Origin of the sequence: Streptomyces sp. SID10853 (assembly GCF_010548145.1) — a bacterium.
Lineage (GTDB): Bacteria > Actinomycetota > Actinomycetes > Streptomycetales > Streptomycetaceae > Streptomyces.
The window spans coordinates 1-19,862 of record NZ_JAAGLN010000126.1; the positions used below are offsets into that span (position 1 = coordinate 1).

Annotated in this window: 14 protein-coding genes, 1 tRNA gene and 3 pseudogenes; 8 read left to right on the forward strand and 10 right to left on the reverse strand. The window is 70.1% G+C overall.

The window, feature by feature from the left end:
- Positions 1-114 (reverse strand): annotated as a pseudogene (locus tag G3I19_RS37610) (arginine--tRNA ligase); the annotation flags it as partial.
- 55 nt (positions 115-169) lie between these two features.
- A pseudogene (locus G3I19_RS22285) lies at positions 170-677 on the reverse strand (response regulator).
- Positions 678-783: 106 nt separating this feature from the next.
- On the opposite strand from G3I19_RS22285, the gene G3I19_RS22290 reads away from it, so the two are divergent.
- The 3 genes from G3I19_RS22290 to G3I19_RS22300 all read left to right on the forward strand — a co-directional run bounded on the left by G3I19_RS22290 (position 784) and on the right by G3I19_RS22300 (position 2,972).
- Positions 784-855, forward strand: a tRNA-Arg gene (locus G3I19_RS22290).
- Positions 856-1,396: 541 nt separating this feature from the next.
- Positions 1,397-2,386, forward strand: a complete 990-nt coding sequence (locus tag G3I19_RS22295; protein ID WP_164265466.1) for a catalase family peroxidase — start codon at positions 1,397-1,399, stop codon at positions 2,384-2,386.
- On the forward strand, positions 2,379-2,972 hold the full coding sequence (locus G3I19_RS22300) for a cytochrome b (RefSeq protein ID WP_164265454.1): 594 nt from the start codon (positions 2,379-2,381) through the stop codon (positions 2,970-2,972). Before G3I19_RS22295 ends, G3I19_RS22300 begins: the two co-directional genes overlap by 8 nt.
- Before the next feature lie 115 nt (positions 2,973-3,087).
- Here G3I19_RS22300 and G3I19_RS22305 read toward each other — a convergent pair whose 3' ends face one another.
- A complete protein-coding gene (locus tag G3I19_RS22305) occupies positions 3,088-4,614 on the reverse strand; it encodes a long-chain fatty acid--CoA ligase (RefSeq protein WP_343235171.1) in 1,527 nt (508 codons plus the stop codon).
- A gap of 236 nt (positions 4,615-4,850) precedes the next feature.
- On the opposite strand from G3I19_RS22305, the gene G3I19_RS22310 reads away from it, so the two are divergent.
- From G3I19_RS22310 to G3I19_RS22325, 4 genes are read left to right on the forward strand one after another with little or no spacing between them, the layout of a single operon-like run.
- Positions 4,851-6,476 carry an NAD(P)-binding domain-containing protein gene (locus G3I19_RS22310; RefSeq protein WP_164265456.1) on the forward strand — a complete coding sequence of 542 codons (1,626 nt, stop codon included), beginning with the start codon at positions 4,851-4,853 and terminating at the stop codon, positions 6,474-6,476.
- A complete protein-coding gene (locus G3I19_RS22315) occupies positions 6,473-7,585 on the forward strand; it encodes an alpha-hydroxy acid oxidase (protein WP_164265457.1) in 1,113 nt (370 codons plus the stop codon). The genes G3I19_RS22310 and G3I19_RS22315 overlap by 4 nt, the downstream gene beginning before the upstream one ends.
- Entirely contained in the window at positions 7,579-9,042 is a 1,464-nt protein-coding gene (locus G3I19_RS22320) for a cytochrome P450 (protein ID WP_164265458.1), read from the forward strand. Before G3I19_RS22315 ends, G3I19_RS22320 begins: the two co-directional genes overlap by 7 nt.
- 41 nt (positions 9,043-9,083) lie before the next feature.
- Positions 9,084-10,346, forward strand: coding sequence for a cation:proton antiporter (locus G3I19_RS22325; RefSeq protein WP_164265467.1), 1,263 nt, complete (start codon positions 9,084-9,086; stop codon positions 10,344-10,346).
- 126 nt (positions 10,347-10,472) lie between these two features.
- On the opposite strand, the gene G3I19_RS22330 is transcribed toward G3I19_RS22325, so the two are convergent.
- The 6 genes from G3I19_RS22330 to G3I19_RS22355 all read right to left on the reverse strand — a co-directional run bounded on the left by G3I19_RS22330 (position 10,473) and on the right by G3I19_RS22355 (position 18,695).
- On the reverse strand, positions 10,473-11,864 hold the full coding sequence (locus G3I19_RS22330; RefSeq protein WP_164265459.1) for a hypothetical protein: 1,392 nt from the start codon (positions 11,862-11,864) through the stop codon (positions 10,473-10,475).
- Between the two features lie 385 nt (positions 11,865-12,249).
- Positions 12,250-12,822 carry a DUF6461 domain-containing protein gene (locus G3I19_RS22335; RefSeq protein WP_164265460.1) on the reverse strand — a complete coding sequence of 191 codons (573 nt, stop codon included), beginning with the start codon at positions 12,820-12,822 and terminating at the stop codon, positions 12,250-12,252.
- Positions 12,823-13,020: 198 nt separating this feature from the next.
- Positions 13,021-14,871, reverse strand: coding sequence for an MFS transporter (locus G3I19_RS22340; RefSeq protein ID WP_164265461.1), 1,851 nt, complete (start codon positions 14,869-14,871; stop codon positions 13,021-13,023).
- A 322-nt stretch (positions 14,872-15,193) separates the two neighbouring features.
- Positions 15,194-16,273, reverse strand: coding sequence for a hypothetical protein (locus G3I19_RS22345; protein ID WP_164265462.1), 1,080 nt, complete (start codon positions 16,271-16,273; stop codon positions 15,194-15,196).
- Between the two features lie 80 nt (positions 16,274-16,353).
- Positions 16,354-17,073 (reverse strand): VC0807 family protein, encoded by a 720-nt coding sequence (locus G3I19_RS22350; protein WP_164265463.1) that lies wholly within the window; start codon positions 17,071-17,073, stop codon positions 16,354-16,356.
- A gap of 404 nt (positions 17,074-17,477) precedes the next feature.
- Entirely contained in the window at positions 17,478-18,695 is a 1,218-nt protein-coding gene (locus G3I19_RS22355) for a Ku protein (protein ID WP_164265464.1), read from the reverse strand.
- A 102-nt stretch (positions 18,696-18,797) separates the two neighbouring features.
- Here G3I19_RS22355 and ligD point away from each other — a divergent pair, with 102 nt between their 5' ends.
- A complete protein-coding gene (gene ligD / locus G3I19_RS22360) occupies positions 18,798-19,688 on the forward strand; it encodes a non-homologous end-joining DNA ligase (RefSeq protein WP_164265465.1) in 891 nt (296 codons plus the stop codon).
- A gap of 40 nt (positions 19,689-19,728) precedes the next feature.
- Here ligD and G3I19_RS37620 read toward each other — a convergent pair.
- A pseudogene (locus G3I19_RS37620) lies at positions 19,729-19,862 on the reverse strand (NERD domain-containing protein); the annotation flags it as partial.

A 19,862-nucleotide genomic window follows, 5' to 3' on the forward strand; every position in this document is an offset into this window, starting at 1 on the left:
CGGCCTGGGCCGCTCGACCCTGACCCGCTCGGGGACGGGCACGGACAGGGCACCCTCGTCGACCGCGCGGCGCACGGCGCGCGCGACGGTACGGGAGAGCTCTGCGGGAGTCACAGGACCAGCGTATGGGAGAAGGGGGGCCACTTCGCGAACCGGTTTCGCCATCCGGTCAGCCGAGGGTGCTCCCGGCCCACCCGGCGGGCCTGCTGCCACCGCCGGGGGCGCTCCGGCCCGGCCCGCCGGAGGGCGACTGCTCGCGGCGCATCAGCCGGGCGACGAGCCGGATCAGCTCGGCCGGCTCGAAGGGCTTGGCCAGAAAGGCGTCGACGCCGGAGGCGAGCCCGCTCTCCACCTCCTGGTGCGAGCAGGCGCTGATGATCGCCAGCGGCAGCCGGCAGGTCAGCGGGTCGGCACGGAGCCGGGCGGCGGTGCGCAGTCCGTCGAGCCGCGGCATGACGACGTCGAGGGTGATCACATCGGGGGCGACTCGGTGGACGACTTCCAGACATTCGGCACCGTCGGCCGCGGTCACGACCTCGAAGCCCTCCAGTTCGAGATTGACCCTGATCAACTGCCGGATGACCTTGTTGTCGTCGACAACGAGCACCCTGCCGTACGTGCCTGACACACCCACGAGCGTAGAACCGCGGCCGCCGTCGCGTCCGGGTTTTGCCCACTTCCACCCCGTGCGGACTCCGGACGCCGCTCACCGCGGAATCCTGTTCATGGTCACCCCCGCTGAGCTGGTAGGGTTCTACCCGTCGCCGCTCACCGCAGCGATACGCCCCCGTAGCTCAGGGGATAGAGCATCGGCCTCCGGAGCCGGGTGCGCAGGTTCGAATCCTGCCGGGGGCACCGTGGTTCAGGTGCCGAACAGGCCCTCTGATCAGGCAACACGTCTGATCGGGGGGCCTGCTGCATGTGCGGCCGGCTGCCGCAGACAACAGCCGACTGCCGACTGCCGACTGCCGACTGCCGCAGATAACGACTGCCCCGGGCGTGCAGCATGATCATGCTTGCCGGATCGCCCGGCTCGGGCCGGCCGGAGGGCGATCCAGCCGGTCCGTCCCGGCCACCCCGACCGCCGGACGCGCCCCTCCGGGATCCGGACCCTCGCATTTCACCGCAGGTCTCATGACGCCGCCCTCCCGGCCCTGCGTGATCTTCAACGATTCGCCCTCGGGCCGCGTACACCTCAAGAACATTCGCGCCCAGCGCGCACGCGCGCTCGTCTGCGCTCGCGCTTGCGCTCGCACCAGACAGATGGAGGAGAGATCTCTTGCGTCAAGAGGACCCGGAACCGTCCGCGCTGCCCAGTGGCCCGCCGAGCCGTAGGACCGCACTCGCCGGCCTTGCGGCCGTCGCCGGTGTCGGGGCGGTCGATGTCGGGGCGCTGATGTATGTCGGGGGGCGATTGACCCCCCACAGGCTGACCCCCGCCCGGGTGGTCGACGGCCTGGAGGCCGACTTCGGCAAGCACGCGGGTTTCCGGCGGAACCACGCGAAGGGGGTCAGTGTTTCCGGGTCCTTCTCCAGCAATGGGGCGGGCGTTGCGCTGTCGAAGGCCGCGGTCTTCGAGAGAGACAGGCAGACACCGGTCATCGGAAGGTTCTCACTCTCCGGAGGGGTTCCTGATGTTTCCGACGCCCCGATGGCCACCCGAGGTCTCGGGCTTCGGTTCGACCTTCCCGGTGATGAACAGTGGCGCACAGCGATGATCAACCTGCCGGCGTTCCCGGACCGGACACCGCGCGGGTTTCACGAGCGCAACCGAGCCTTCAGGACTGACCCGGGAACGGGCAAGCCGGATCCGGCCAAGACGGCCGCGTTCTTGAAGAGGCACCCGGAGACAGCGCTGGCGATGAGGATCGCACAGGCCCATCCGCCGACTTCGGGGTTCGCGGACAGCACCTTCAATGGGCTCAACACCTTTCATTTCACCAACGATTCAGGCCGCACCGTGCCGGTCCGCTGGTCGCTGGCCCCCCTCCAGCCCGTTCGTCTCGCGGCCGAGGGAGCGGCCAACGGCAGGGATGCCCTCTTCGAGGGGCTGATCAACGCCCTCGAAGCCGGCCCGCTGCGGTGGCGGCTGGTACTCGTCATCGGCCGCCCCGCGGATCCGGTCAACGACGCAACTGTCCCCTGGCCGGAATCGCGCCGGAAGATCGACGCAGGAACGCTCACCATCGGGTCGGCACGGACCGAAGCGTCCGGCAACGCACGGGACATCAACTTCGACCCCACGGTCGTGCCCCCCGGGATCACGCCTTCCGACGACCCCCTGCTCAGTGCCCGCTCGGCGGTGTACGCACAGTCCTTCGCACGGCGTACCAGCGAGTCCAAGAGCAAGAGCGCCGTGGACGTAACGAGGCTGCGAAATGACTGACGCCAGAACAGACGGCCTCGCTCCCCCCGCCGATCCCGGCGCCGGACCGGGGCAGTTCACGCTGTTCACCCGCTGGCTGCACTGGGTCATGGCCCTTCTGATCGTGGCCATGATCTTCATTGGGGCTGGGATGACGGCCTCGCTGGCCGACTACAGTCTCCTGGTCTCTGTGCATGAGCCGCTGGGCGCCGCAGTCCTGTTCCTGGCCGTGGTCCGCCTCGTGAACAGGCTCATGCACCGGGGTCCCGCGCTTCCCAAGTCGATGAGCGCGTCCGAACGGCTGGCGGCGAAAGCCTCCGAGGGGCTGCTCTACGCCCTGATGCTGGCGCAGCCACTGATCGGCTGGGGCATGGTGTCCGCATCCGGCAAACCGCTCGCACTGTTCGGCACCGTGGACGTGCCCGCGGTCGTTCCCACCGATCCAGAACTGTACGCAGTGCTGCACCGGACGCATCTGGTGTTCGGCTACGCGCTGTTCCTCCTTTTCACACTGCACATGCTGGCCATATTGGTGCACGTACTGGTCAAGCGGGACGGTCTCTTCAGCCGCATGGCCCTGTGGAAGGGCCCACGGCGGAAGCGCTGATCCCGGCGTCGAGGCCCGGCAGGGCAGGGAGCTGTCGCCGGGCCTCGGAACGAAAGCCGTGCCACCCGCCAGGGCCAGGCACCCGCGCGCTGTCCCCGGTCCTGACGCCGACCGGTCAGCGCGGCGGCACCATCGCGCGCAGCGCCGCCTTGTCCGGCTTGCCGCTGAGGGCCACAGGAACCTCCGTGAGGAAGCCGACGCCGGCCGGGACGCTCGCCGTGCCGAGTTCACGGGCGACCAGCTCGCGCAGCGTTTCCTCCGCGGGGGCGGCGGCTCCCGGCAGCGGTACGACGAAGGCGTGGATGGCCTCGCCGCTGTGCTCGTCGGGGACGCTCACGACATAGGCCTGGTCGATGTCGGGATGTGAGGCGAGGGCGCGTTCGATGGGCCCCGCGTAGTGGACGATGGCATTGACGATGACGATGTCGCGGATGCGTCCGGCCAATCGCAGATACCCGTCGGCGTCGAGACTGCCGAGGTCGCGGGTGCGCACCCAGCCGTCCCGCAGCACGTCCGCCGTCTCCTGCGCGTCGCCCCAGTAGCCGCAGAAGAAGTCCGGCCTGCGCACCCACACCTCGCCCGCGTCCCCGGTCGGAACGTCCCGGCCCTCGCTGTCGCGCACCACCGTCTCGACGGTCTCCAGCGGGCGGCCCACACTGTCGGCCAGGCCCGGGTCGCCGGCCAGCTCCTCGGGTTCGAGGACGGAGAGCATGCCCGTCTCGGTCTGGCCGTAGCCGTGGTGGACGACGGGGCCGAGCAGCGCTGCGGCGTCGGTGAGCCGGTGCGGTGGGAGCGGGGAACCCGCCACGAGGAGGCTGCGCAGCGAGGAGAGGTCCGCGCCACCCTCACGGGCGGCGTCGAGGATGGCGTACAGCCGTGGCACCGTCACCAGGCACGCGGTGACGCGGTGCTGGGCGAACACCTCGGGGAAGCGCAACGGCTGCCCGGGGATCACGGCGGTGCCACCGCCCATCAGGCACAGGCCCAGGTGCTCGAAGACCACGGCGCTGTTCAGGGTGCCGAACAGCAGGAAGCGTTCGTAGCGCGCGGCGAGCCGGCGGACGCGGTCGTTCCAGCAGGCCGGTCCGAAGGCCCAGTTGAGCGACAGTGCGGCATAGGTCACCGTCGTGCCCTTGGGGCGCCCGGTGCTACCGCTGGTGAGGTGGATGATGCCGATGTCGTCGGGGCTGCCCTGCGCGGTGAGGTCGCCGAAGTCGGAAAGGGGCGCCTCTCTCGGCCGCAGGGCGGCGGCGTCCAGCAGCGGGACGCCCAGTGCGTCGGCCGCGGAGGAGAGTCCGGCGTTGTTGGTGTCGTCGGTGATCACGGCGGCGACGTCGCGGGCCAGGATGGACCGCAGGTGCTCTCGGGGCAGCCCGGGGCGCAGGCCGATCACCGTGCAGCCGACGGCGTGGGCCGCGATCCGGACAGCGAACGCCTCGGGCGAGACCCCGGTGTCCAGAGCGACGTGCGAACCAGCGGTCAGGCCCGCCCCCCGCAGGCCCCGGACGAATGCGGCGACCGCGCCGAGCACCTCTCCCCTGGTGACCGTGCGCCCCTCGTACTCGAAGGCGGGCAGGTCGGGAGCGGCGCGGAAAGCGTCGATGAGTGTCTGCGGAAAGGTGCCTCCGGACTGTTCGTCCACTTCATCTCCACTCTGGGACGGAAACCGCCGACGTAAAGGCTGCGTGAATGACCGAAAACCGATCGCAAAGACCGGCGCGAGGGTCTGGTTAGCCCGCCAATCGACCACACACGTTAACCGACGCTCGGAATTACCCCATTCCTCGGGCATGTGATCTAGATCACACTCAGGCAGGGTGGTCGCATGCTTTAACCATCAAGTACCGTCTTCGGCACTCCACGGAAGGCGGGACCATAATGTCCGATTCAGTCCATGTCGACTATCTCGTCATCGGCGGTGGACCTGCTGGCCTGCAAGCCGGATATTTCCTCAAGAGGTCCGGAATGGACTATCTGATCGTGGAAGGAAGCGGCGCGCCTGGCGCTTTCTTCACACGTTTCCCCAGGCACCGGACTCTTATTTCAAGCAACAAGGTGCACACCGGCTGGAGCGACCCGGAACTGCGGCTGCGCGTTGACTGGAACTCGCTGCTCTCGGACGAGGGCCCCCTGTTCACCAGTTACACCCCCCGTTACTTCCCACCGGCCGACGAGCTCGTCCACTACCTGGACGACTTCGCCCGCGAGCACGGCCTGAACATCCGCTACAACACCCGCATCGGCCGCGTAACGCGCCCGGGCGGCGGCGAGTTCGTGGCGACGGACGAGAGTGGCAACGTTGTCCGAGCGCGGCGAGTCATCGTCGCCACCGGCGTCTCCCAGCCCTACGTGCCGCCCATCGAAGGTGCGGCCGAGGCCGAGCGCTACGACGAGGTGACGGTCGATCCGCAGGACTTCGTCGACCAGCGGGTTCTCATCATCGGCCGTGGCAATTCCGCGTTCGAGACCGCGGACAACCTCATCGAGACCGCCGCGGTGATCCACGTGGCCGGACCCAGTTCACTGAAGCTTGCCTGGCGCACTCATTTTGTGGGCCACCTAAGGGCCGTCAACAACAACTTCCTCGACACGTACCAGCTTAAGTCACAGAATGCGATACTCGACGGAAATATTCTCCGCATCACACGCAATACCGACGGCGGATATGTGGTGAGCGTCAGCTTCTCGCGCGTCGACGAGGTCGTCAAAGACATCCCGTACGACCGGGTCATTCTGGCCACCGGATTCCGATTCGATGCGTCGATATTCGCCGATGAATGCCGCCCTGATCTGGTCATCAAGGATCGTTTCCCGCACCTCACGGACGCCTGGGAATCGGTCAGCGTCCCCGATCTCTACTTCGCCGGAACCATTACCCAGTCGCTGGACTTCAAGAAGTCCACCAGCGGCTTCATTCACGGTTTCCGGTACGGCGTGAAGGCGCTGACCCGCATACTGGAGCGCCGCTACCACGACGTGCAGTGGCCGCACACCGGCCTGCCCGCCACCGGCGCCGCTGTGGCCGACGCAGTCACCGAGCGCATCAACCGCACCTCGGCCCTGTGGCAGATGTTCGGATTCCTCGGCGACGCCGTCCTGGTCGACGCAGGCGGCGAGGTGCGCTACTGCGAGGAGGTGCCCGTGGGGCACCTGCACGCGGCAGCCGGACGGGGCGACTTCGGGGCACTGTCCACCTACTTCACCGTCACCCTGGAGTACGGCGCCGACCACGACCAGGTCGACCCCTTCGACGTCACCGTCAACCGGATGAACCAGCAGGACACCAGCGGTCTCGACGCACGCTACCTGCACCCGGTGGTACGGCAGTTCCTTCCCGACGGCAGCGGCGAACCGGTCGCCGAGCACCACGTCACGGAGAACCTGGAGAACGAGTGGGACAGCCCTGACGTGCACATCGGCCCGCTGCGCTCCTTCCTCACCGCCCGCCTCGCGGCCGACGACGGCTCCCCCGCCGGTGACGCGCCCACCGCGCCCCGGACATGACCGGCCGGGAATCCGGCCCGGCGCACCACCCGGCCCGACCGGTGCACGGCCGACTCCGGCAGGAGCACTACGACTTCTTCGCCGGCGGCGCAGGTGAGGAGACCGCGCTGCAGGAGAACGAGGACGCCTTCGGCCGGCTGGCCCTGCTCCCCCGGGTGCTGCGCGGCGGCGGCGACCGCAGCACCGGGGTCAGCGTCCTGGGCAGGGAGTGGCCGGCACCGCTGTTCGTCTCGCCCACCGCCTTCCACCGGCTGGCCCACCCCGACGGCGAAGCGGCCACCGCGCGCGCCGCCGCCGCGGCAGGGGTCCCGCTGGTGACAGGCGTGGCGGCGACCACCGCCGTGGCGGACGTCGTCGCGGCCGCCCGCGAGCAGGACGACGACGCCGTGGTCTGGTTCCAGCTCTACCTCCAGCCGGAGCCCGAGGTCACCACCGAGCTGGTCCGCCGGGCGGAGCGGGCGGGCTGCTCCGCCCTCGTCGTCACCGTCGACTCTCCCGTCTTCGGCCGTCGCACCCGTGATCTGCGCAACGGCTTCCACGATCTGCCACCCGGCCTCGTCACCGAGAACATGCGGAACCTGCCCGGCGGCGAGCCCGGCCGCCCTCGCCCCATCGCCATGTGGCCGGCCGGCTGGGACGACCTGCGCCGGCTACGTGAACAGACCGGCCTGCCGCTCGTCCTCAAGGGGGTACTGCACCCCGAGGACGCACGCACCGCCGTCGAGCAGGGCATCGACGCGCTGCTCGTGTCCAACCACGGAGGACGGCAACTCGATGCCGCCCCCGCAGCGGTGGAGGCGCTGCCCGCGGTGGCCGAAGCCGTCGCCGGACGGGTGCCGGTCCTCATGGACGGCGGGGTGCGCCGGGGCAGCGACATCGCGACGGCCCTCGCCCTCGGCGCCCGGGCCGTCGGCGTCGGCAGGCCCGTGCTGTGGGCGCTCGCCGACCTCGGCGAGGACGGCGTACGGGAGTGCCTCACCGCGCTGCGCGCGGACTTCGACCACGTGCTCGCCCTGTGCGGTGGTCACCGGCCCCAGGACCTCACGGCCGATCAGGTCGTCGAGCGCGGCACGGCACGGCGGGCGACGAGAGGAGAACGGACATGCTGAAAAGGACCACGGGGGCGGCCCTGGCCGCGGGCTGCGCGCTGCTGCTCTCCTCCCCGGCCTGGCTGCCCGGCCGGGTCGTGTCCCTGCGGATGAGGCTCTTCGCCCGCGTCAACGGCGACGAGGGCCTGCCCTTCCCGCAGGAGGAGTACGGCGGCGCCGAGCGCTTCGAGGAGATCTACGGCCAGCCCGCGGCGAACGGCCGCAGCCAGGGCGCGGCGCTGTCCGACCTGTTCTGGTACTGGCTCGCACCCGGCGCCGACATCCACCAGGAGCACCTGGAGGCCGGCCCACGCTACGACGAGGTGTCCCGGCGCACCCTCGCCATCCTGTCCGGCCCGTCGGCCGAGCTGTGCGACGCGGCCGCGCGCAGCACCCGGCACGTCCTGGACGGCCTGCGCGCCGACGGCGTGCGGTCCGTGCGGCTGCGCGATCTGATGATGCCGGTGTGGGCCGAGTTCTTCTACACGCTGGTGTTCCGGGAGGACTGCCCGCCCGAGGCGCGGAAGCTGATCGTCGACAACGCCGAGGACGTGGTCAACGCCCTGAAGTGCACCAGGCTGCGGCACCTGCGCCGCCGCGACCGGCTGACCCGCTACCTGCTGCGCAGACTGGACGCAGGTGAGGTGCCGCATGTGCTGCCGGCCGGGCTGACCCGCCGCCAGCACGCGTACTACCTCCAGGGCACCTTCTTCAACACCGCCGTCGTACAGATGTCGGAGGCGATGGCCCACCTCCTGCTGGTGCTGGCCCAGCATCCGGAGGTGCAGGAGCGGGTGGCGGCGGGCGGCGACGACGACCGCTATCTGTCGCACGTCATGAATGAGACGTTCCGGCTCTTCCCGCTGTTCGGCGTCGCCCACCGCATCACCACCGCGGACATCGACCTCGATGACATGCCGCTCATCCCGTCGGGGTCCGTACTGACCTTCAGTTACCCCGACTACCACGCCACCGGCTACACCGACCCCGAGGACTTCGTACCCGGGCGCTGGGAGACGCTGACCGCCAAGGAGGCACACCACATCCCCTTCGGTGTCGCCGCGAACCGGCCCTGTCCGGCCTGGCGCCTCTCCCCCCTCGCGATGTGCGCCGCCACCCGCGAGGTACTGGCCCGCTTCGAGCTGGACTCACCCGTCAGCCACACCCGCTCCATCCCCCACCGCGCCCCCTGTCTCCTCATCCCCCGGAACCGCCCGGCAGACACGTCGCGGCGCCGCGTCCTGCGCACCGCGCTGGCGGTACGGGACCGGGCCGAGGACGTCGGACGCAGTCTGACGCAGCTCGTCCTCGGCACCTACATGGTCCTGGACGCGCGCCGCACCAGGCCCGCCGCACGCTTCTTCGCCGAGCACGACACCGAAGGCCGCCCGTTGCAACCGGAGCACACCGCTTCCGGCGCCGACGGGTCCAGCGAACCGGCCGCCACGACCTGCCCGTACACAGGCCGGAGCACCTGACGGCATCCCCCTCTCTTCGCCTCCTCACCATGGAGTCCCCGTTGTCGACCACCGAGCTGGGTCCGGCGTTCTTCCTCGCTGCGGCCGTCATCCTCGTCACCTGCCGCCTCGTCGGCCTGTTGCTGCGCTATCTGGGACAACCGCCCGTGGTGGGCGAGATGGTCGCCGGGGTGGCCCTCGGCCCGTCGGTGCTCGGTCTCATCTCCCCCGGTGCCGAGGGCGCCCTCTTCCCCCAGGAACTGCGACCGGTCCTGTATGTGGCCGGGCAGATCGGCCTCGTCGCGTTCATGTTCCTGGCGGGCTACGAGTTCCGCACGGACCGGCTGTCGTCGGTGGGCCGCACGGCGGTGTCCGTGTCGGCGGCCGGTATCGCCGTACCGCTGGTGCTGGGGGCGGGCCTCGCCGCCATGGCCCACAACTGGGTGGACATCTACCCGGACGGCATCTCGCCACTGGTGGGCGCGCTGTTCATCGGGGTCACCCTGGCCATCACCGCCTTCCCGATGCTGGCGCGCATCATCACCGAACGCGGCCTGACCGACTCGCGGTTCGGCTCGGTCTCGCTGGCCTCCGGCGCGCTGGACGACGCCGTGGCCTGGATCCTGCTGGCAGCGGTGCTGAGCCTGGCCGGCGGCGGGGCGTCGACCTTCGTCCTGGCCGCGATCGGCACGGTCGGGCTCGGTTTGTTCCTCGCTGTGTTCGTGCGCCTGCGACCGCAAACGCTGAGCTGGGCGCGGCGGCTGACCGAGGAACACACGCTGCTGGTCATCGTCCTCATCCTGTTCGTCGCCGCCTGGTACACCGACCGCATCGGCCTGTACGCCGTGTTCGGCGCTTTCAGTCTCGGTGTTGCCTTCCCCCGGGACCCTGTGGTGACCCGCGCGGTGCGGGCCATCGAGCCGGTCAGCCGCATCGTGTTCCTGCCGCTGTTCTTCACCTACTCCGGTCTGAACACCGACTTCACGCTGCTGTCCGGCGGCAGGATGCTGCTGTTCACCGCGGCCTGTGTCCTGGTGGCGGTCGTCAGCAAGTTCGGTGCCTGCTGGGCCACCGCACGGCTGCTGGGCGAGCCGCAGGACGTCGCCGTCCGGGTGGGCACACTGATGAACGCCCGCGGCCTGATGCAGCTCATCGCCATCAACGTCGGCCTGGCCGCGGGCATCACCTCGCCGGCGCTCTTCGGCGTACTCGTGATTGTCGCCCTGGTGACGACGGTGATGACGTCCCCTCTGCTGACTCTCTGGGACCGGCTGGACCGCCGCCGGACCCGAGCGGACACCTCGATGGCCGAAACCGCCGCCTGAGCCGGCAGGCCTACGCCCCGTGTGCGGGGGTTCGGATCGTGCCGGGGCGCTTCGGGAAGAAGGCTCTGGCCGGCCGAAATGCCGGCCAGAGCCTTGTCCGCACGCTCGGTTGAGCCGGTGCCGGCGCTAGTAGTTGATGTTGACCCAGTACCAGTCGTTCGAGTCGGCCGGGTCGGGCAGTGTCGGGTCCCAGGACAGGATCCGCTCGTGCAGGTAGTAGAGCTTCAGGCGGCTTCCCGCGCTGGCGTTGTCGGACCGCGGGACGGCTCGTACGGAGAAGTCCCAGTCAGGACTGGACGCGCCTTCGAGCGTGGCCCGGAACGGGTACTCGTCGCACTGCTCCTGCTTGCTCTTGTCCGGCTGCTTGTCCGGGGGCAGCCCCAGGCCCTTGTAGTCGCCGGTGTCCTTGCAGGCCATGTCCTTGTGCCGCTGGTTCTCCTTCCAGGCGGCGTCGGTGTTCTTGATGCGGTGCAGCGGCGCGTTCAGCACCGCGCCCGGTATCTGCTTCGAGCGTGGGTTCGGTGTGCCGGGCGGAGCCGTGAGCGGGTAGGTGGTGTCGGGGTGGTACTGGGCGTCCGCTATGTGCTTGGCGACCATCTCGGTCGGGGAGCCGGACGTCGCGTAGTAGTTCAGCACCGGCAGCGAGTCGGAGAAGAGGCAGGACTTCTGCTGGCCCGCCGAGATGTACTTCGCCGAGTCGCAGCGCATCCGGGTGGCCGCCCCGCGGCCGGGTACCAGCGTGCTGTACCCCTCACCCTGTGAGGTGAACTGAAGGAACCAGCGGTGGTACGCGATCTGGTCGCGCCCCTGTGCCGAGCCGTAGCTGTCGGACGAGTCGGCGATGTCGAAGTGGTTCCACCTCGGGTCGTGGTCCCAGGAGTTGAAGGGCAGCGTCACGGTCCCCGAAGTGCCGCTGCACTCCAGCTCGGCCCCGTCGCACTCCCCCGACATGGAGAGCTGCACGATCTTCGGGGTCTGCCAGAGATCGTCCCACCAGGGCCAGTCGTAGTCGGCTGAGCCCTGCTTCATCCGGCCCCAGACCCGGATGTGCCGGTAGTGGTTGTCGCCCTGGGCGAAGAGCTGGTACGTGAATCGGGTGGTCGCGTGGTACTCCGGCGGCGCGTCCGAGTGGATGACGTAGTACCGCACGGTCACCTTCTGGCTCAGGCAGAAGGCGTACCGGTTGATGTAGTGGCCGTACGGGCCGCTCTCGCTGCCGTCGAGGCACTGGCGCAGCAGCTCCGGGTTCGGGTCCTCCTTGATCGGCGCCGGAGGTGTGGACGACGGCGGCACATCGGCGAGCCGGGTGGCGGCCTGGCTCTTGATCCGCGCGCGGGCGGCGTCGGCCGCCTGCTGGAACGTCTCCTTCGGGAGGGTGCTCTTCGCCGAGGGCAGGGGCACGGCCTTGAGGCCCCCCTTCGGCTTCTCGCCCTTGTGGAGGCGGTCCAGGTCGGCGGCGGAGATGCCGGCGTTGACGGTGACGGCCTGGTCGGCCGATGGCGTCCTCGCTGCCGACAAAGTTGCTGATGCTGGTGCTGATACCGGTGTTGATGTGTCCGTACGGGACTGTCCGGCTGCCGGAGCCGGTGCGGCCGAACTCGTCGTGGACGCCACGCCGATCAGCACACCGGCGGCGAGCGCCGCCCCTGCGGACCGGAGTAAGCGACGGCGGTTCCGGTGTCTCATGTCTTCCCCCTGAAGATGGTGCTGAGTCGTGGGGCACGTTAGGACGGGGAGGAGACCGGCGCAGGGGGCTAGCACTCGGCTCGTGGCAGGGCAACAGCCGGTTCAGTCAGTTAGATAATGGGCATGTCAAGTGAAGGCTCCATGAAGGCACACTTGGGCCGGTATGCCCCCGGGAGGGGCAAAGGGCTTCCGCGCGGCGGAAGTTGACCGAAAGTCATCAGAGGGCCGATACGCCACCCCGCCACGGCCCGTCGAATGCCTCGGCCGTGAGCCGGAGCCCGGTGACGGCCTCCACGGCGATCACCAGGAGCTGCGACCCGGGGAGCGGTTCCAGGGCCGCGCCGAGGCGCCCGTCGGGGTCCGGCCGGAATCCGGCCCGCTCCAGCGGCCCCCGGAACCGGTCCGCGCCCTCACCCTCCAGACTCGCGGTGACCGGCTCGAACCAGATGAGCATCCGGCCGTCCTCCGCGTACAGCACCTCGTCCTGCCCCAGGCCGGCCGTGAGCGAACAGGCCGCGCCGCCACCGGCCGAGAGCGCGGCCAGCACCTCGCTCCCGGTGCCGACCCACCCCGTCATACCGGAGGTCTCCACCACCAGTGACCACCCGCCGGGCAGCGCTCGGCCGGTCAGCCGCGCGGGCGGTTCGGCCTCGGCGCCCTCGCCGTCGAGTGCGTCCACGGCGCCCTGGCGGCCGGGCTCCACCCCCATGACCGCGAGGGTTTCCGTCAGCGGGCGCCGGGCCAGCGTGACGCACCAGCCCTCGCCGTACCGCTCATCGAGATCCAGCATGCCGACAGACGGTACTGCGGGAGGCCCCGCCGTGCGACCCCCGTCCCTGACATGCGGCCACCACGCGGCCAACGGGGCCCGGAGCGTGCGCGGTTGTACGGTGCGCCGGCGCCGCCCGGCATCCAGCGGGGGGGGGGCGGGCGCCGGCTGTCGGTGCCCCCGGCCGGGCGGGCCGGGGACACTCTCACCGCTGCTCGGTCAGGTGCGCGGTGAACCGCCCTGCCCCGCCGATGTCGTCCCGCGCCCCGGCGCGGCCGGGTGGGCGCCCTCGCCGTCCGGTACCACCGGCTCGCTCAGCCCCAGGCCCGCGCCTCCGGAGACCCCGGCCAGCTCGGAACCCAGCGACTCCGACGGCCGCACCCGGTGCTTGCGCCCCACCCTGCCGGTCAGCAGCGAGGAGAGCGCGGCCACCACACAGGCGGCCACGGCGAACCAGAAGGCGATGACCAGGCCCTGGTGGAAGGGGCCGGAGATCAAGTGCGGGAAGAACTCCTTGCTGGTGAGGTGCTTGCCGCCGTCCGGCAGCTTGCTCAGGTGGTCCCCGAGCAGCTGCTGGAGGGGGTTGTAGCCGAGGAACGCCGCGAAGAGCACGGCGATCGGCGGGAGTTGGGACACCTGTGTCGCTTCGGCGCCCGGCACGCCCTGCGCCACCAGACCGTCGTGCATCGCACTCGGCAGGGTGTGCGAGAGGCCCGCGATCATCAGGCTGAAGAAGATGCCGATCGACAGGACCATCGCGGAGTTCTGGAACGTCGCGGTCATTCCGGCCCCGGCGCCGCGCGACTGGGCGGGGACCGCGTTCATGATCTCGGCCCGGTTGGGCGAGGCGAAGAGACCGGAGCCGACACCGTTGACCAGCAGCAGCGGCGCGAAGATCCAGTAGTTGAAGTCGGTGGGCAGCATCATCAGCGCCAGGAAGCTCACCGCGGTGAGCAGCGCGCCGCCGACCGTGAACGGCCGCGCCCCGAGGCGGTCCGAGAGCCAGCCGGAGAGCGGGGCCGACAGGAGGAAGCCGACGGTCAGCGGGATCATGTAGATGCCCGCCCAGAGCGGGGTCTTCTCGAAGCTGTATCCGTGCAGGGGCAGCCAGATGCCCTGGAGCCAGATGATCAGCATGAACTGGAGCCCGCCGCGCCCGAGCGCGGTCAGCAGACTGGCGATGTTGCCCGCGGTGAAGGCCCGCAGCCGGAAGAGCGAGAGCCGGAAGAGCGGCTCGGCCACCTTCATCTCGATCCAGACGAAGGCCCCCAGCACGACCAGCCCGCCGATGAGCGCGGTGAGCACCCACGGGTTGAGCCAGCCCATGGTGCTGCCGCCGTAGGGCTGGATGCCGTACGTGATGCCGACCAGCACCGAGATCAGTCCGACGGCGAAGGTGACATTGCCCCACCAGTCCATGCGCGCCTTGGCCCGCACGCCGGTGTCATGCAGCTTCAGATAGGCCCAGATGGTGCCGAACACCCCGAACGGCACCGATACCAGGAAGATCATCTTCCAGTTCACCGGAGCCAGCACGCCACCGAGGATCAGCCCGAGGAACGAACCGGCGATGGCGGCGATGGAGTTGATGCCCAGCGCCGTGCCGCGCTGGTTGGCCGGGAACGCGTCGGTCAGGATCGCCGTCGAGTTGGCGAAGAGCAGCGCTCCGCCGATCCCCTGCGCGATACGCCAGCCGATCAGCCAGAGCGCACCCGCGCTGCCGTCCATCCAGGTGACCGAGAGCATGATCGAGCAGAGCGTGAAGGCGGCGAAGCCGAGGTTGTACATACGGACCCGGCCGAACATGTCGCCGAGCCTGCCGAAGGTGACCACCAGCACCGCGGTGACCACCATGAAGCCCATCAGCATCCAGAGCAGATAGCTGGTGTTCGCGGAGTCCAGCGGGTCGAGATGAATGCCACGGAAGATGTCCGGAAGCGCGATCAGCACGATGGACTGGTTGATCATCACCATCAGCACGCCGAGCGTGGTGTTCGACAGTGCGATCCATTTGTAGTGCTCCCCCGGTCCGGCCGGGGGCGACGACTCCACGGGTATTCGACCGGTCATGCCCACAATGCACGTTCCCCTCTGCGCGCACCCCTGCCCGCCGACACACACCCGGTGGACACGGGTCGTTAGTTGACGCAAGCAATCTAACTCTTGTACGTGGCATCCACATTTCGTGGCGGCCGGAAGATCGACTCACGGACCGGACCGCTCACCACCCTCACCCCTCGTGTCCCAGGGGTCACGGACAGCGGTGCGCGGGCGCGAAAGGCGGAGCTCCCGGGAAAGCAGCACGTCAGGCCGTGCGCGCCCCGGCGCTCCGGGGAATCGGGCGGGGCGCGGACACGGGGCGTACAGCTCACCCCCGAACAGAACGCACGTGTTATTTGTGACTCAGATCATAACGGGCGGCCATCGCATGGAAGACCTCCTTGGGCTCCCAGCCCAGCCCCGTGCGGGCAGCATCCGAAGCCCCGGCCGGTGCGTGCGTGTCCGGTCGCGGTGGTCCCGGCGCCGGCCCGTCCAGCATCTTCACCACTCCGTACGCGGCCAGGTCCAGATCGTGGCGGGGGTCGCCGGGGCGGTGCGGTGCTCCGTAACCGGCGAAGGTGAACCAGAAGGCCGCGTCGAAGCCCTCCTCCTCGAACACCGTGAGCAGTTCGTCGAAGTAGCGGACCTGCTCCCCCTCGTCGCGGACGTACTCCCCGTCGAGCGCGGGCGGCTGCGCCTGCTCGTCGACGACCGTCCAGCCGGTGCCGCCCCGCAGGCCGGCGCCCCGGTAGGTGCAGCAGCCGAACTCCGTTGCCGCCACCGGCTTTCCGTGCACCAGATGCCCGCGGACCTCGTCCCGGAAGCGCTCCTGGTTGTGCTCGGCGCGGTAGGCGTCCACGCCGACGATGTCGAAGGGCGCCCAGTCGATCCGCTCCCACGGGCCCGACGCATAGCTCAGCCGGCCGCCGAAGCGCGGGCGTACGGCTCCGGCCGTCTCCCGGAGGAACCCGTCGAGCCTCTCCATCGCCTCCTTGTACAGCGCCCACCCGTCTCCGTCACCCCCGGCGGCGCCCCTGAGCGTCGCCATCCGCTCGAACAGGGTCTCCCCGGCGAAGAACCCGTGGTTGAAAAGGGTGATCTCGCAGCCGGTGACATAGACGGTTTCGGCGCCGGTCCGCCGTACCGCTTCAGCCCGGTCGGCGCAGTCGAGCAGGACGTCACGCAGCGCGTCGGGCCGCAGACCGCAGGGGAACGGGGCGAACCAGACCTCAAGCCCCGCGGCGGCCCCGGCCTCGGCGGCGACCGAGAGGCGGTCCGGGTCGCCGCCCGAGACCCGGACCGCGTCGCAGTGCAGTTCGTCGGCGATGACCCGCATCTCGCGGCGGACGACCGCGGGGTCGAAGTCCTGGCGCGAGATCTTCTCGCCGATCGGGGTGAATCCGGTGTCGTAGTTGATGCCGTGGCGTCGCATGGTGCTGCTCTCCCCGTCCCATGGTCACGTGGTCCTGTCGGCCCGAAGGCCCGTCGGCTGCTGAGTGGCTGCTGAGTGGCTCAGGCCGCTCGGGCGGTGTCGGTGGTCGTGGCGGGAACGGAGCGGGCCGGACGACCGGACGCATCCGGTGCGCCGGCGGCCGCTTCGGCCCGGACCAGCCGCTCCATCGGCGCGGCCGCGAGCGCGCCGCCCACCAGCATCGCCAGGACCACACAGCACCCCATGATCACGTTGCCGAACCAGACCATCGTGTCGACCGGCAGCGAGTACACGGCGATCACCCGGATCACGCACTCGCCGAGCAGGGCGATCCCCCACACCAGCGAGAACAGCGACTCCAGACGGCGAAAGCGCGCGGATCCCGCCGAAAGCCGGTCCCACGCCTCGGTCCTGTCCCGGCTGCTCTTGACGACCCAGGGCTTCAGTCCGGCGGTCATCAGCGGCTTTCCGAGCAGTACGGAGATCAGCACCCCGATGCCGACCGCACTGCCGGCAGCACTCTCCTTGACGAGCATCAGCCGGGGGTCACCGGAGAGCGCGGTGAGCGCCAGCCCGACGACGTTGACGAAGAGGATCAGGAGGGCGAGACCGTTGACCCGGCGCTCCCTGACGATGCCCCACACCGCGCGGACGGCGGGCAGTGCGCTGCTCCAGGCGAGGGCTGCGACCGTGCCCATGCCCTCGTTCTTGAGGAGGTAGTAGGCGCCCATCGGGATGATGACATCCACGACCAGCGGGCTCACGTTCTTCTTCTTCCGGTTCTCCGTCGCGTTCTCCATGCGTCCAGCTTCGCGAAACGGGAGGGGTCCCCGGCAGAGGCAGCTGTCCTGTACCGGGCAGGACATTTGTCAGTGCCGGGAGCATGACGCGGTACGGCCAACCGGGCCCGTTCCAGACCGGGATGACGGGGCGGGGGTGGTGGGGAGCGGGGCCGGAGGGCGGGGCGGGGGTGGTGGAAAGCGGGGCCGGAGGGCAGGGCGAGGGTGGTGGAGAGCGGGGCCGGAGGGCGGGACGAGAGTGGTGAAGAGCGGGGCCGGACGGCGGGACGAGAGTGGTGAAGAGCGGGGCCGGACGGCGGGACGAGGTCGGTGAAGAGCAGGGCCGGACGGCGGGACGGGGCCGGGTGGCGGGGCAGGGCCGGACGGCGGGGCGGGGCCGGGTGGCGGGGCAGGGCCGGGGGGCGTCACGCCGATGCGCGCTTCTTTCCTCCGGACCCCTGCCCGCCGGCCGCTGCCTTCTTCTTGGACGTACTGCTCCTGGCCGACGTCCCGCCCGCCGAACTCTTCTTCGCCGAGGCCCTCTTCGCCGTTGCGCCCTTGGCCGACGAGGTCCCACCGCCGCCTCCGCCCGAAGCCGTCCTGCGCGTGGTGCTCTTCTTGGCAGCTGTCTTCTTCGGCGCCGCACGTCCCGAAGCCGCCTTCTTCGGCCCGGACTTGGCGGCCCCGGACCCGGACCCGGAACCCGACCCCGACCCCGACCCCGAACCGGAACCCGAACCGGAACGCCCGCCCCCGCCGCCGCTCTTCGCCGCCGCCTTCCGCTTTCCGCCCGGATGCAGCTCCCTGACCTCGGCGTCCTCCCCCTCGCCTTCGTCCGCCGCCTCTCCATCGGCCCCCTCATCGCCACGCGAAGTCTTCGCCGCCTGCACGCTCTTCTCCAGCGCCGACATCAGGTCGATGATCTTGCCTGCACCCGCCTCGGCCGCCGGCTGTGCGGGCGTCTCGGCGCCGGACGTCTTCGCGGCGATCAGTTCCTCGACCGCCTCCCGGTAGTCGTCGTGCAGCGAGTCCATCTCGACCTCGCCGAGGGTGTCCATCAGGGTGTCGGCCAGGTCGAGTTCGGCGTCCCGCACCGTCACGGAGGTTTCCGGCGCGACCCCTTCGTACGACCTGATCTCGTCCGGCCAGAGCAGCCCGTGCATCGCGATGGCGTCGCCGACGACCCGCAGCATCCCCAGCCGCTCCCGCCCGCGCAGCGCGAACTTGGCGATCGCGACCCGGCGGCTGCGCTTGAGTGCCTCGCGCAGCAGGGTGTACGGCTTGTCGGCCGTCGGCCCGCCCGCCGCGAGGTAGTAGGCCGAGCCCATCTGCAAGGGGTCGATCGAGTCGAGCGGCACGAACGCCACGATGTCGATCGTCTTCGCGGTCGGCAGCGGCAGCTCGGCCAGGTCCTCGTCGGTGATCGGGATCATGGAACCGTCGTCGGCCTCGTACGCCTTGCCGATCTCGTCGGCGGTCAGCTCCTCGCCGTCCAGCTCGCAGACCTTCCGGTAGCGGATACGGCCGCCGTCGGCGGTGTGGATCTGGCGGAAGGAGACCGAGTGGTTCTCGGTGGCGTTCACCAGCTTGATCGGGATGCTGACCAGGCCGAAGGAGATGGCCCCGTTCCAGATGGATCGCACGATGGCTCCCGTCCGTCAGTACGGCTCGGTACGAATCTGTCGCCCCTGTAGCTCCATGCTGCTGGATATCGCATTCTTCGCATTTCGTGGGATTCTCATCGTATGTCGCCGATCACCGAGGTGGAGGGGCGGCGGCTGCCGCTCACCCACCTCGACAAGGTCCTCTATCCGGCCACGGGCACCACGAAGGGCGAGGTCCTGCACTACTACGCGGGCACGGCGGGGGCCCTGCTCACGCATCTGTACGGCCGCCCCGTCTCCTTCCTGCGGTACCCGGACGGCCCCGCCGGCCAGCGGTTCTTCACCAAGAACGTGCCGCCGGGCACCCCTTCCTGGGTGCATACGGCCGAGGTGCCGCGCTCCAGGACCAGGGACGCGCGCCAGGTACTGGTGCAGGACCTGTCGAGCCTGATGTGGGCGGCCAATCTGGTGGTCGAGTTCCATACCCCGCAGTGGCAGGCCGACGCACCGGCCCTCGCCGACCGCCTCATCCTCGATCTGGACCCCGGGGACCCCGCCACCGTGGTCGAGTGCTGCACCGTGGCGCGGTGGCTGCGTCAGCGGCTGTCGGCGGACGGGCTGACCGCGTACGCGAAGACCTCGGGCTCCAAGGGGCTCCATCTGCTGGCACCGCTGGAGCCGACGCCTTCGGACGAGGTGTCGGCATACGCCAGAACGCTCGCGATCGAGGCCGAGGCGGCGCTGCCCGAGCTGGCCCTGCACCGGATGAAACGGGCGCTGCGGCCGGGCAAGGTCTTCGTGGACCACAGCCAGAACGCGGCGGCGAAGACCACGGCGACGCCCTACACGGTGCGCGCACAGGCCGAACCGACCGTCTCCACGCCGGTGACCTGGGAGGAGGTCGAGGGGTGCACGGACCCGGCCGGCCTGGTCTTCAGAATCGACGACATCGGCCCCAGGCTCGGGCAGTACGGCGATCTGCTGGGCCCCCTGATCAACCGCAACCGGGCCCGGCCGCTGCCCCGCACCTGACCCCGGCTGCGGCCCGGTGGCCTTCCGGCACCGGCCCGCCTCACACCCGCAGCCAGTTCCTCCGGTCGCGGGCCGTCGCGTACAGCGCCTCGATGTCCGCCGGCTTCAGCACGCCGCCGAGCCCGGCGAGCGCCCCCGCCTCGCCGTCGCGCAGCAGCCGTACGCCCACCTGCC